Below are 13,014 nucleotides of genomic sequence, written 5' to 3'. Positions count from 1 at the left end.
CGCACCCGCAGTTCCTCAAACGCTCGCTACCGGGGGAGACACCATGACGGCCCACGCTCGTCGGAAGATCGTCGCTGGCAACTGGAAGATGAACAAGGCGGTGCCGGAGGCGCTCGCGCTGGTGCGGGAGCTTCGCGGCGCGGTGGCGGCGCTGGGTGACACGGTGGAGGTGGTGATCGCGCCTCCGTTCGTGGCGTTGCAGCCCGTGCACATCGCGCTGGAGGGCGCGCCCATCCAGTTGGCGGCGCAGAACTGCCACTGGGAGGCGTCCGGCGCCTTCACCGGGGAGATCTCCGCGGGGATGGTGGCGGAGCTGGGGTGTGCCTACGTCATCGTGGGGCACTCGGAGCGCCGGCAGTTCTTCGGTGAGACGGACGCCACGGTGAACAAGCGGGCGAAGGCCGTGAAGGCCGCGGGCATGACGCCCATCGTCTGCGTGGGCGAGACGCTGGCCGAGCGCGAGGCGAACCAGACGCTGGAAGTGGTGGAGCGTCAGGTGCGCGGGGCGCTGGAGGGCTTCACGGCGGCGGACGTGGCGACGTTCGTGATGGCGTACGAGCCGGTGTGGGCCATCGGAACGGGCCGGACGGCGACGACGGCGCAGGCGCAGGAGGTCCACGCGGCGATCCGGGGCCTGCTGGGCCGGCTGTACGACGAGGGGACGGCCCGGAAGGTGCGCATCCAGTACGGCGGCAGCGTGAAGCCGGACAACGCGGCGGAATTGCTGGGACAGCCGGACGTGGACGGGGCGCTGGTCGGGGGAGCGAGCCTCAAGGCGGCCGACTTCGTGGCCATCGTGAAGGCAGCGGGCTAGAGGAAGTTATCCCAGTTGGAAGTTGTCACCCGTTGACCACTTTGTGTAGGGTGCGCCCTCTTTCCACGGAGCGTCTGGAAGCCCCATGCTGACCTTCTTTACGATCGTGCACGTCCTGCTCTGCGTGTTCATGATCTTCGTCATCTTGCTACAGCCGGGGAAGGACGCCGGCATGGGTTCCGCCCTGGGTGGCGGTGCCGCGACGAGCGCCTTCGGTGGGCGCGGAGCGGTGACCTTCCTGAGCAAGCTGACGGGCATCTGCGCCGGCTTGTTCTTCCTGACGTCGCTGGGCCTGTCGTTCGTGGGCCTGCGCGGTTCCGTGGCGGCGGGGGGCTCGGTCGCATCGCCTCCTCCGGCGGCCACGGCACCGGCGACGCCGGGTGCGGCCCCTGGTACGGGTGCGGCACCGGCGACGACGCCAGCGCCCGCGGTTCCGGGCAGTGTCGAGCAGGAGCGCACGGCGCCCCCGCCGGCCGAGGGCCAGCCGGCTCCCGCGCCGACGACGCCCGCGCCGTAGTCGTCAGTTCGTTTCAGGCTCGCGCGTCGGTGATTTTGTCGTTGCGCGAGTCAGCGGGGTTCGGTACATGAGCCCCGCGAGCAGGCCCAGGTGGTGGAATTGGTAGACACACCATCTTGAGGTGGTGGCGCCGTGAGGCGTGCGGGTTCGAGTCCCGCCCTGGGCACTCCGAAGAAGAGCCCCCGAATCGAAAGATTCGGGGGCTTTTTTCGTTTCAGGCCTTGGGGGCCTGGCAGGCCTCAGCCACCGCTGCAAAGCATCATCGGGATGAGCTGCTTGCAGGTGTCGCAGGACTCCACGAGCTGTCCTGTCGACCAGTCCCGGTTGTGGCCGTTGCCTGCGGGATCGGACCAGAGGATCTCGGCCAGGGTGAGCTTGGAGATCTTGCCCGGCGTCCCCTTGGCCTGATTGAAGACCTCCATGAGCAGCTTCTGGGCCGCGCACGCTCCAGCCGGATAGTCACGGTTGCGATTCCAGGCCACCGGTGTCCCGGTGACGGCCGTCCCCTTGATGTTCCTGAGCGGCAGGGCGGAGGCCGTCTTGACGATCTGGACGTCCTTGCCGAGGGTGTTGTCGAACTGCCCGAGCATGTCCGTGATGCCACCCGAGATGGTCACCCAGGTGTAGACCTTGCTGTTGATGGTCGCGCGGGCGGCTCCCACCATGCAGGCCCCCTTGGAGAGCTCGAAGCCCTTGAGCAGGCCCCTCACGCGCGCAGCGTCCAGCAGGCCCTGGAGCTTCTTGGCCAGTTTCTCGGTGAAATCATCCGACGAGACGAAGGGAAAGGGCTTGTGCGTGTCGCATGACTTGTCGCACGCCGGGCACTTTCCGTTGTAGGGGCTCCTGGCGGCGCCATTGGAAGGAAAGCGTATTCGGCTTGCCGCGCTGTTCGGGTCGAGGATGTCGTTGCTTCCGCCGTAGATCATGGGATTCCGCCTGTGTGTGGATGGGGGTTGAGGGTACGGAATTGCCAGATCACGTCGTCTAGCTGTCGTCCTCGCTGATCGCCAGGTAGTCCGGGTAGTACTTCGCGACCCACAGGTGGGCCAGCGCGGCCTTGGGCAGGGTCTTGAGGTAGTAGTTGATCGGCACGCCGATATTTCCGTCGAGCGCCTTCTCGACGTAGTCCTCGAACGCGCTCATCAGCGTGTTGATGTCCAGCATCTTGTTCTGGCCATCATCAATGTCGCCGAGGCCGCTCATGACACTCTTCACCTGGGTGGCCTGCAACTGGACCATCTGGTTTCCGGTGCGCGCGGCCGCGGCGGCCGCGGAAACGGAGTCCTGATCCGTGGCCGTGGCGTTCTGCAGCGTCGCCAGCTTATCCATCATCGCGGCGGGGTCGAAGTCGGCGAACTCCTTGACGCCCACCTTCACCATGTTGGATTTGATCGACGGGATGGAACCCATCGTGATGATGCTGCAGTGACTGCTGATCTGCTGAAGGCTCATCATCCGCTTCACGTCGTTCGAGAAGGACTCCGACACACCGAAGCCGCCCTCGGCGTTGGCGAACCATCCGCCTGCCTTCATGGTCGCCTGCAGGCTCGCCGCGGCGGAGAACATCGCCTGGTCGCTCGTGGTCGACTCCGAGCGCAGGATGTGGACCATGCCCACGAAGCTCGAGCCGTAGGTCGCGCCGGAGATGAGCTTCAGTTCATTCTTGGAATCGCCCTTCGCCTTGATGACATCCGTGACCAGCTTCTCCGGATGATCCGTGGAGATCTGATCGCCGGAGAACAGGGCATTCCAGGCGCGGATCGCCTTGTCGGGGTCGATGACGAACGGCGCGAGCAGGACCGCGTCCTTGTGGGTGCAGCCCACGGTGATGACGAGCGTGCCGGCGATGTCGTGGTTCTGGTACTGCCGGGACGCTTGTTTCTGGGCGGCGGAGCTGGCCTCCAGGCTGCGCGACGAGCCCAGGAAGCTGGTCGAGGCGGAGACGTAGTCCTTGATCGTCGCGATCGTGTTGCTGGCATCCTGCGTGTTCGAATCATTGGAGAAGTACTGGGCATCCATCTTGATGGAGTCCGCCGCCAACGGCATCCGCTTGATCTGGGTGCGGTTGTAGTCGATGGGGCTTTCAACGCTGGCGCTGACCGCCACCGCGGCTCGCCCCTTGGCGCGGTCCGCCTTGGCCTTGATGATGTCATCCTGCGCCTTCATCGAGGCGGTTGCGTACGCCACGGCGGCCGTCCTGATTTGGTCACCCAGCTTCGTGGAGGAGGCGATGACATCCTTGGGGTCGATGCCCATTCCCGTGAGTTCCTGGATGGTCATGTCGATGCTTCGCTTGGACAGGATCAGCGAATTCAGGGCCTCCTGGGCGTCGTCGGCGGGGACGGCCGCTTCGGAGATCGCGATGACGCTCTTGAGGACGGTCTCGTCCACGAGATTGCCCAGAACCAAAGCCGGATCGTAAGGAATGGATTGCATGGTGGATGCCTTTCGTTGCGCCCCTTCGGGGACGCGTTGACGGTGAACCCATCAAGCGGTTGCTTGTGAGTCCGGACCCATGCGTTAGCAACGGGCGTACCAGGATGAACCCTGGCGACGTTCGAGAGGGAGGTCCTCGGGTGTCTTCAAAGGCCGCGGCCGCGGTGCCAAGCGCGACGGCAAGTTCTTGCCGAGAGGCATTGCCAGACACCGCCTCCCAGCAACTTCTTGCCGGAAGCGCTGGAGCCCGCGGCGCGCTAGCCCTGTGTGCGCTGAGGGAGCAGGGCCTCCGCCTTCAGGCGGATGTGCTCCCAGGCGTCCGTGTGTGAGAAGGGGTAGCGGGTCTGCTTCGGTGGCAGGCCTGCCTCCAGCTTCGCGCGCAGGGTGCGGAGCAGGCACAGCCCATCCAATTGCTTTTGATCCACCCGGTTTTCAGCCACGAAGCGCCGACAGGCCGCGAGCCCTTCCTCGTCGAGCCCCGCCTCCTGGCCTCGCTTGAACAGCGCGGGCCAGCTCCGCTCGGCATGGAATAGCCCCTTGGCCAACCGCTCCAGCCTGTGTCGTGTCTCCGGGTCCAACGCTCCCGCGCGCCCCGCCGCCTGGAGGGTGGCGCGGATGTTGACCATCGCCTCGGAGAGCGGCCGGTAGCCCTCCCCGGCGTCGCCATGCACTACGGCGACCTCGTCGTCGTCCTCCAGTGCTCCGCTCGCGAAGGCTTCGTGGATTTCTCCGACGCCTTCCATGCCGAAGGCCGCCAGCTCGGCGGCGCGCAGCGCGCCCATGCTCGCGGCGCCAAAGACGTGCACGCCCTGCTTCATCGCCCAGAGGATCTCCTTGTGGGACACCGAGGGCACGCGCTCGAAGTAGCCGTCGATGAGCCCGATGGCCACCGGCTTCGCCAGCGCTGCCCGGTAGAGGTCCCCCTGCGCCGCGGGTGGCAGGTAGAGGGCCTCGAGCTCTTCCCGGCCTTTCACCCCGTGGAGCGTCGGCCCGGCGAAGATGACCACCTTCATGGCGTGCTCTCCTGGTGGCGGCGCCGGGCCCTGGCGCCCGGCACGTAGCCTGGAATGTCATTGAGGGGTTCGAGTCCTGGCACGAGGACACGGACCACCGGGATGCCGAAGTAGGGTTGCGTCAGGTCCACCACCAGGGCCTCCTTGAGCTCTGCCGCGCGCAGGCGGCCCAGCAGGAAGGCGTGGTCCTCCTCCAGCGTGCCACCCTGGAAGTCGGGCACGTCCTGGAAGCGGTGCGTCCCCGGTACGGCCACGAGCATGTCCCGCATCCGCCGGGCGGCTTCCACCTCCTCCTCGGAGCCTTGAGGCCCCAGGTGGCGGACGTCATCGCGTGCGCCGGTGATGACGGTGAGCCGGCTCTGCGCCGCCTCGGTGAGCGCCCGCGAGAGCGCCACGGTCCTGCAGGGATGGCAGCCCATCCCACCCATGGGCCCGATGGGCCGCAGGGGCTCGGGATCCAAGTCCACGATGGTGCAGCAGAACGCCGCCACGCCCACGTCCGAGGTGATCTCCCAGATGCCAACCTCCACCCTGGCGCGAGCGTACTGCTCCAGCAGGGCCTGGCATCCCGGGTCATCCACGGTGGCGGGGTCGACCCGGCGGGTGCGCTGGACCGCCTCGCCCGAGAGGCGGAAGAGGGTGGTGGCGTCCCGCTCGATGAGCTCGCAGAGCGCGTGGTTCACGGCCTCGAGCGGGTGGTTGCCGGATGCGAGCCCACTGGAGCTCATCAGGAATGAGCCGCTCCCCGACGGCAGCGGGAGCGTGTAGTCCATGTGGACCAGCTCGTAGGGCACCCAGGTGGAGCCTTCGTCGAAGAGGCTCCTGGCTTCGATCCAGAGCGTGCGGAAGTGGCCGTGGAACTGGCTTACGGACACCCCTGGGAGCGCCGGGATGTCCACCATCCGGTGGGTGAACCGCAGCTCGTTGAAGGTCGCGAGCTTGAGGGGCAGGGTGATGTGTTCCGCGTGATACAGCTCAATCGCTTCCATCAGCCCCGAGGCCTGCGCGGCGGCAGGCTCGCCCCCCTTGCCCTGGGACACGGAGAGCGAGCGCGCATTGGGCCGGATGACCATCACCACCGGGATGCCAATGACATCCAGGCCCGTGACGTTGGCGACGCGGGTGATGCCCAGGAGGGGGCGCAGCCCCTTCACCCGTGCGATCGTCGCCTCGGGCTCAACGAGACGATGGGTCCCCGTGAGGAATCTCTTGGGCGTGCCGGAAGAGGGGGCTGTCACGAGGGCTTGATCGTGTAGCTCTTGAGGTTCAGCAGGTAGCACGTGACGGCCGTGCTCGTGCTATTGCCCGTCAAATCCGAAAAGATGGCATTGTTCTTGATCATTGTCTGGGCGTCCGGATGGACATCGGTATCGCTGATGGGCCGGATGCCTCCATCGGAGAAGACCTGCCAGAAGCTGCCATTGGCGCCCGCGATGACCACGGTGCCAACGTAGATGTCCTGCTGCGCGGTGTGTAGTTTGTTTGCGTTGTCCGTGAAGGTCGCGAAGACGGTGCTCTTGCCAAACCCAGACCCGGAGACATCCACTGTCGCCACGACGGTTGACGGCAGGGGTGGTGTCAGGAGTCTACTCGAATCGGTCCACCTGGCCGACACCGGTTTTCCATTGAACATCGCGGTCAGGGTCACGGTGTTGGGGGGCTCCAGCGAGAGGTGCCCCTGCGGGGTGCCATGGAGAGACGCGTCGGGACCGACATCGATTTGGAATTGCGAGTCTTGATTTATCTTCTTGAAATTCATGTGTGAGCCCTCTTCTGGGAACTGCGGGTTGCTACAGATAGCCGGCGCGCTCCGCCTCCTGGAGCGCGCTCTCGATGTCCCTGGCCGTATGGGCTTGCAGGAGTGACACCGCGAGCGTGTCGGGCAGTCGCTGCTGTGTTGTTTTCAACAGGCGCGCCACCCGGAGCGCCGCGTCCGCGGCCCTTCCACTCCGGAGTTCCAGCAGGGCCAGGGGAAGCAGGGCCATCCATTCGAAGGGGTAGATGAGTGAAGTGGTGTCCCAGTGCTGGAGCGCCGCCTGGCAGTGGCGCTTCGCGTCCTCGGGGTGTCCCGCGCGCAGGGCCACCCAGCCCAGGTTGGCGTGGGCCGCGCCGACATAGCTCGTCATCCTGCCGGCCTCGGCGGCCCGCAGGCTCCGCTCGGCGCAGTCACGCGTCACCTCGACGGCGCGCCGCCTCCGGTGGAACTGCGTCAGGTAGGTGAGCCCCCGCACCTCCAGGGCCATGTCCCCGGTGTGTATTGCCCGCTCCACCGTGGCGAGTATCCGGTCGCCGGCCTCTTCCAGCATGCCGTGCCACAGCAGCACGCAGGCGAGCACACAACCCGCTTCGGCGCTCTCGTCCGGATCTCCCGAGGACTCGCTGGCCCGCAGGTAATCCCGCGCGAAGCGCACGGTCTCCGCGGACGGCAGGTAGCGCTCTGCTCGAAGGTTTCGTTGGACGCGCACCTCGAAGAAGCGGGCCCGCTGCAGCGGCGTGCCGTGGCGCTCCACGGTGGGCGCGATGCGTCGTGACAACGCCTCCATCACGTCCAGCCGCGCCGTCCAGTAGTGCACCGCCAGTTGTTCAATCTGGATGTGCAGCCACTCGTTCCACCACGCCTCCTCGGCTTCGAGCGCGGGAGCGCCCAGCGCCTGCTCCGCGGCGCCGTAGGCCAGGAGCGCCTCGTCGTGCGCGTGGTGTATCTCCCAGGCCTTGCCTGTCTTTCGGTGCAGGCGCGCCAGCACGAGCCCGCGCTCCCGCGGGGGGCACGCCAGGGCCTGGGCGTAGGCAGCCCGGGCCTCCTCGTGCCGCCCCACGAGCGCGAGCACATCTCCGAGCGACTCGTGGAGCGGGAGGGCCTCCGTTCGCCATCCTTCCTCCTGCGCGAAGTGCTCGTTTCGGGCCCCGGGCGCTTCCTTGAGCGCCGCCTGATAGAGCCGGATCGCCTCTCCGTTGGCGTACGTCACCCGCGCCCGGTCGGCCGCGCGGCCGAGGTAGAGGCGCGCCTTGTCGGGGATCCCGGCCCGCGAGAAGTGGTGCCCGAGCTCCGGGAAGGCATCCGGAAGGTCCTGGGAGCGTGCCTCGAGCCAGCGGGCCGCGTGCAGGTGCAGCTCGCGCCGCCGCTCCAGGGCCGTGCGCGCGTAGGCGGTCTCCCGGAGCTTGTCGTGCACGAAGCTGAGCCGCCCCGACGGGGTCTCCTCGATGAACTGGCGCCTGCGCAGCTCCCCGAGTGCGTCGAGTGCCGCTGTCTCCGAAAGCCCGGCCAGGGTGGGCAGCAGCGCGCCGTCGAACTCGCGCCCCAGCACCGCCGCGCACTCCACCAGTTGTTGCCCGTCACCCCCGAGCGCGGACAAGCGACGCTCGATGAGTTCGGCCAGCGTGCGCGGCAGGAGCACGTGGCGCGCCATGCTGTCCGCCCGTTCATCAGGCTGGCGCAGGTGCCAGGCCCCCGTCCTGTCCCGCGCTAGGAGCCCTTCGTCGATGACCGCGCGCAGGTACTCCGCGATGAAGAAGGGATTGCCGGACGAGCTGTCCGCCAGGAAGGCCACCAGGGCTTCGGGTGACTCGCGGAGCGCCAGCATCCCGGCCACCATCGCCGCGACGCTTTCCCGTTCAAGGCGGCCGAGCGGAATCCTCCGAGCCCCCGGCGCGCTCAGCAGCTCCGTGAACTCCATGCCTGTCTCCCCCAGGCGATAGGTTCCCAGGATGAGCAGTCCCGGCTCACCTCCCCGGGCAGCCAACGCCTTCAAGACCGCGAGCGAGAGTTCGTCGGCCCATTGCAGGTCATCGAGGACGAGGAGGATGGGCTGCTCCTCACAGAGGCCGAGCAGCGCCTTGCGCAGCGTCTCCAGGATGCGCTGTTGGGCCGCGGCCGGTGGCAGCGCCGGGAGTTCTGGCTGCTCCTCCACCCACGGAAGCTCCGCGAGCGAGGGCTCGAAGAGGGCGAGCCACCTGCCGCCCGTGCCCAGCAGCCGCTCGGCCGCGGTGGCTCCCCGCGCACGGCAGGAATCCGCGAGCAGTTGAAGCAGCGGGCGGAAGGGATGGAGTGGGACGGCCGCCCCGTCCTGCTCCGGAGCGGTCGTGCTCCACGGGGCGCATTGTCCCGTCACCACCCGCACCTGACGCCGATGGGCAAGCAGGGCCAGCTCCAGGGCGAGCCGCGTCTTGCCCACGCCGCTCTCTCCCTCCAGGAGGATGAGCTGCCCGCGCCGCTCCCGGCGGAGCTGCTCCAGTGCGTCCCCCAGTTCCTCCATGGGACCCGCACGGCCTTCAAGCCCGGGGCGATACAGGTAGCTTCTGGGACGCGGCAGACCCTCGCGGCCATCGCCTTCGACGCCCATCGTATCGAGCGCCCCGGCGACATCCTCGGCGTAGCCAAGCCGGTCGTTCGGGTGCTTCTCGAGGAGCCGCAACACCAGCCGTTCGAGTTCCTCCGGGACACCCTCGACATGTCGGGAGGGAGGCACCGGCGCCTCGTTCAGGTGTTGGAACATGATGGAGCCCGCCCACGAGCCGATGAAAGGCGGGCGGCCGACGAGGCACTCATAGAGAATGCAGCCGAGCGCGTAGAGATCCGCGCGCGCGTCCACGAGTTCTCGCTGGAGCTGTTCGGGCGCCATGTAGGCCACGCTGCCCATGACGCGCCCTTCGGCGGCGAGTTCCTCCCGGCTCGCGGCGCCGCTGAACGAGGCGGCGATCCCGAAATCCACGAGCACGGGCCGCCCATCGTCCCGGATGAAGATGTTCTCGGGCTTGAGGTCGCGGTGGACGAGGCCCTCTCCGTGAAGGTGGGCCAGCGGTGCGCAGAGCGCTCGAACCAGGGACAGCGGCGCGCGGAGCGCGGGGAGATCGAGCCTGGGGCGCTTGGAGGCCGTCACCGGAATGGAGTGGGGCTCCGCCAGGGGGCTCGTCATGGTGGCGTCGGTGGAGGTGGGCAGCCACGTTCCGGTGGAGCCTCCGGCGGAGGACTCAGGGCTCCTGCTCCACCGAGGCGCGCCCAAGCGGCTTCGCAGCGTTCCCCCTTCGAAGAGCTCCATCACGTAGTAGGGGAGGCCGTGGGAGAGGCCCTCGTCGAGGATGCGGGCGATGCCCGGATGGTCCAACCGCCGGAGCGCGTGGATTTCCCGTCGGATGCCCGCGAGCAACACCTCGGAGGGTGCCCGGACTGTCTTGAGGGCCACCGGCGCGGCCTGCTCCGGATGCTCCGCGCGGTAGACCACTCCCATTCCGCCGCGGCCGAGCAGGCCGGTGATGCGGTAGGGCCCGACGCGGAAAGGCCGTGCCGCGGAGGACTCATCCTGATGGGAGAGGACCGTCATGCTGTACCGGAGCGAAGAAATCCCGGCAGGGCCTAGGGCTTCTTGAGCCCCAGGATCTGCATCCGGTAGGAGAGGGTCCGCACCGGGAGTCCAAGCCGCTTCGCTGCCTCGGTGCGGTTCCAGCCCGTCGCGACGAGGGTCTCCCGGAGGAGGTTCGCCTCATAGTCCCGCACCTGATCGTGAGACCGGCTTGCTCCTTCCGGCTCCAGTCCGGGCGCTGCCCGCGCGGCGGGGGACGGCTTGCTGACAGGCCGCTCCGCCACCGCGCCTGCCGCCTGGACCCGCGCGGGCAGATCGCCAGGCGCCAGCAGCGCTCCACGCGCGACCACGACGGCGCGCTCGATGGCGTTCTTCAATTCTCGCACGTTGCCGGGCCAGGAGTAGGCCCGCAGCAGCTCCAGCGTCGCGGACTCGAACCCCTGCACATTGCGGCCGTTGCCCTCGTTGGCGAGCCTCAGGAACCGGTGCACGAGCGGTTCGAGTTCGTCCGCGCGCTCCCGCAGCGGGGGAATGGCCAGGAGGATGGCGTTGAGCCGGTAGTAGAGGTCCTCCCGGAAACTCCCAGCCGCCACCATCCCTTCGAGGTCCCGGTGCGTCGCGGCGATGATGCGCACGTCGACGGTGATTTCCTTGCTAGCGCCCACCCTTGAGAACGAGCCGGTCTCAAGCACGCGCAGGAGCGCCACCTGCGCCGCGAGTGGCATCTCGCCAATCTCATCGAGGAACACGGTGCCGCCGTGGGCCTCCTCGAAGACGCCTTGCTTCTGTTGCCCGGCGCCCGTGAACGCCCCGCGCTCGTAACCGAAGAGCGTGCTCTCAACGAGCTCCTTGGGAATGGCACCGCAGTTGACCCGCACCATCCGCTGGGCGCGCCGAGGCCCCTGATCATGGAGGAAGCGGGCCAGCACCTCCTTGCCCGTGCCCGTCTCTCCCTGGAGGATGACCGGCACCCGCGACGCCGCGACCTGATGCGCGGTGTCCAGCAGTCCGCGCATGGCGGCTCCGGCGATGACGGTGTCCCCGGCCACGGTGCTGCTGTCGAACCAGGGGGCCGTCGATGTCACCTCCACGGGGTGTTCGGAGCCGGCGCGGTTGGCGGCCGCGCGCGCCAACTCGATGAGTTCCTCCACGGTGCCTGCGGTACCCGGATACAGGGAGACGCCCACGACAAGCGACGGCCCTGAGCCTTGAGGCGCGGTGGCGATGGCGCGCGCGATGCGAAGCGCCTCCTCGGGCCCGGTCTCCGGAAGGAGGAGCTGCATGGCGTTGGAGCCATACGGCGCGATCCGGTCCACGGGACGCAGCCGGTCATGCACGCGCTCCAGCCATCGGTGGACATGCTCCTCATGCGAGGCGGAATCGCCTCCTCTCTGGACCCGGGGGGCGCGCACCACGAGCAGCGCGAAGGGGCGGTGGAACTGCCGGGCTCGGGCTGACTCTTCCTCCACCGCGCGCCGGAAGGGTTCATCTCCCTCGAAACGCAGTGACTGCCCCGTACTGCCGAGCGCGTGGATCCGCGCTGGCAACCCTCCGAGCCGGACCTCGTCGCCGATCTCCAGGTAGGCCTTGTCGATGCGCCGACCCGCGATCCGCGAGCCATTCTTCGAGTCGAGATCCTCGACCGTGACGCGGTGGTCGGAGAGCACGAAGCGCGCATGGACCCGCGAGAGGCGACGGTCATTGATGCGCAGGATGGAGGGCTCGCCGCGGCCGATGGTCAAGGGAACGTCGGGTGTCAGCAGTCCCAGCTCGGCGCCATGCTCATGCTGGACGACGACCGCGAGCCGTTGCTCCTGGCCCTCCGGCAGCTCCACCTCCGCGTCGTTCGTGATGGTTCCCGTTTCCGTGGCAGCTGATGCCTGTCGTGGGTCCCCCACGGGCATGTTTGGCCCCCCTTCCAGGAGTGCCTCCCCCTATATCAGGAATTGAGAACGGCCTCGAAACACAGCCGTGTGCCTGGGGCCCGTTCCACCGGGTCAAGGTGGAATCGGGTCCTGGATGTCTCAGTTGTCCGATTGGGGGCCGCGTCAGCCCTTGTCGCCGTAGTAGCCACGGCGGATGGACTTCTTCTTCAGGCCCTTCACGAAGCCCTTGGCCAGTGACGGCACGAGCACCGGGCCAATCCGGCCCAGCATCGAATAGGTCCACCACCACAGGTTCGTGGAGATGGAGGCCTCCGTGGTGAGCACCCGGTGCCACCAGCCGTAGGGCACGTACAGAATCTCCCCGGCTTCCAGCGTGAAGTCGTAGTCCGGCGCCACGCCGTTGGGCAGCACGTCTGGATTGCCTCCGCCGGGCACCAGGTCGTACTCGCTGACCACCGACCAGACGAAGTCCAGCTTCCGGGGCCGCAGCTGCGCGTCCCTCGCCGGGGAGTAGAGCTGCCATTGCTTGCTGCCGACAACCTGGGCGTGCAGGTTGTGCGCGCGGTCCAGGTGCAGCTGCGTGAAGGACCCCTTGGGCCCCATGAAGAAGAGCTGCTCCGTCAGGCGCTTCTGGGACGCGTAGTTGGGGAAGCGCAGGTCGCCCAGCAGCTCCGGCAGGACGGCGTACATGTCCTTGCCGATGAGGTAGCCCACCTCCGGCTCGTTCCGGGCCTTCAGCGCGTCCACGTACTCGCGCAGCTTCACCTTCTTCACCGTGCCGGTGCGCTTCACGGAGGTCTTGTCCCCGTGCGCGTACTTGAGCCACTCCACCGTCACTTCCTTGTCGCCGTGCGCGTCGCGGAAGTAGTCGAACGTCCACTTCGCCGTGGAGGGCCAGTCCTTCATGGCGTCCACGAAGATGACCGGCTTATCCAGGCCGCCGATGCTGGCGTAGAACTCCTGGCGGGACATCATCGGGATGCGCTCGGGCGCTTGCGGCTCGGGGCGCTTCATCGCGGCACTGGTGCTCATGGGGGGCTCCCGGCCTTTC

Annotated in this window: 10 protein-coding genes and 1 tRNA gene; 3 read left to right on the top strand and 8 right to left on the bottom strand. The window is 67.8% G+C overall.

Translation table 11 applies throughout. The features are described 5' to 3' along the window. The first annotated feature begins 43 nt into the window (after positions 1 to 43). The 3 genes from tpiA (at position 44) to D7X74_RS01480 (ending at position 1,497) form a co-directional block, all read left to right on the top strand. Positions 44 to 814, top strand: coding sequence for a triose-phosphate isomerase (gene tpiA / locus D7X74_RS01490; RefSeq protein WP_120531094.1), 771 nt, complete (start codon positions 44 to 46; stop codon positions 812 to 814). Positions 815 to 899: 85 nt separating this feature from the next. After that, the gene (secG, locus tag D7X74_RS01485; protein ID WP_120531093.1) at positions 900 to 1,331 is read left to right on the top strand and encodes a preprotein translocase subunit SecG; all 432 of its coding nucleotides are present in this window, start codon (positions 900 to 902) and stop codon (positions 1,329 to 1,331) included. Positions 1,332 to 1,415: 84 nt separating this feature from the next. Next, a tRNA-Leu gene (locus D7X74_RS01480) sits at positions 1,416 to 1,497 on the top strand. Positions 1,498 to 1,570: 73 nt separating this feature from the next. Here D7X74_RS01480 and D7X74_RS01475 read toward each other — a convergent pair. The 8 genes from D7X74_RS01475 to D7X74_RS01440 all read right to left on the bottom strand — a co-directional run bounded on the left by D7X74_RS01475 (position 1,571) and on the right by D7X74_RS01440 (position 12,995). After that, entirely contained in the window at positions 1,571 to 2,257 is a 687-nt protein-coding gene (locus D7X74_RS01475) for a hypothetical protein (protein WP_120531092.1), read from the bottom strand. Positions 2,258 to 2,315: 58 nt separating this feature from the next. Continuing rightward, positions 2,316 to 3,767: a hypothetical protein gene (locus tag D7X74_RS01470; protein WP_147446429.1), complete on the bottom strand. Its 1,452-nt coding sequence runs from the start codon at positions 3,765 to 3,767 to the stop codon at positions 2,316 to 2,318. Between the two features lie 257 nt (positions 3,768 to 4,024). Beyond that, a complete protein-coding gene (locus D7X74_RS01465) occupies positions 4,025 to 4,780 on the bottom strand; it encodes a TfuA-like protein (RefSeq protein ID WP_120531090.1) in 756 nt (251 codons plus the stop codon). After that, positions 4,777 to 6,018 carry a YcaO-like family protein gene (locus D7X74_RS01460; RefSeq protein ID WP_120531089.1) on the bottom strand — a complete coding sequence of 414 codons (1,242 nt, stop codon included), beginning with the start codon at positions 6,016 to 6,018 and terminating at the stop codon, positions 4,777 to 4,779. The genes D7X74_RS01465 and D7X74_RS01460 overlap by 4 nt, the downstream gene beginning before the upstream one ends. Next, positions 6,015 to 6,539 (bottom strand): hypothetical protein, encoded by a 525-nt coding sequence (locus D7X74_RS42565; RefSeq protein WP_147446428.1) that lies wholly within the window; start codon positions 6,537 to 6,539, stop codon positions 6,015 to 6,017. The genes D7X74_RS01460 and D7X74_RS42565 overlap by 4 nt, the downstream gene beginning before the upstream one ends. 31 nt (positions 6,540 to 6,570) lie before the next feature. Beyond that, complete coding sequence (locus D7X74_RS01450; RefSeq protein ID WP_120531087.1) at positions 6,571 to 10,098, bottom strand: serine/threonine-protein kinase PknK; 3,528 nt, start codon at positions 10,096 to 10,098, stop codon at positions 6,571 to 6,573. 32 nt (positions 10,099 to 10,130) lie between these two features. Next, positions 10,131 to 11,981, bottom strand: a complete 1,851-nt coding sequence (locus D7X74_RS01445) for a sigma 54-interacting transcriptional regulator (protein WP_120531086.1) — start codon at positions 11,979 to 11,981, stop codon at positions 10,131 to 10,133. 144 nt (positions 11,982 to 12,125) lie between these two features. Further along, positions 12,126 to 12,995: a cupin-like domain-containing protein gene (locus D7X74_RS01440; RefSeq protein WP_120531085.1), complete on the bottom strand. Its 870-nt coding sequence runs from the start codon at positions 12,993 to 12,995 to the stop codon at positions 12,126 to 12,128. Positions 12,996 to 13,014 lie beyond the last annotated feature (19 nt).

The sequence above is a fragment of the Corallococcus sp. CA047B genome (assembly GCF_003612065.1).
Taxonomy (GTDB): Bacteria; Myxococcota; Myxococcia; order Myxococcales; family Myxococcaceae; genus Corallococcus; species Corallococcus praedator.
This window is presented reverse-complemented; position numbering and strand designations above follow the sequence as displayed.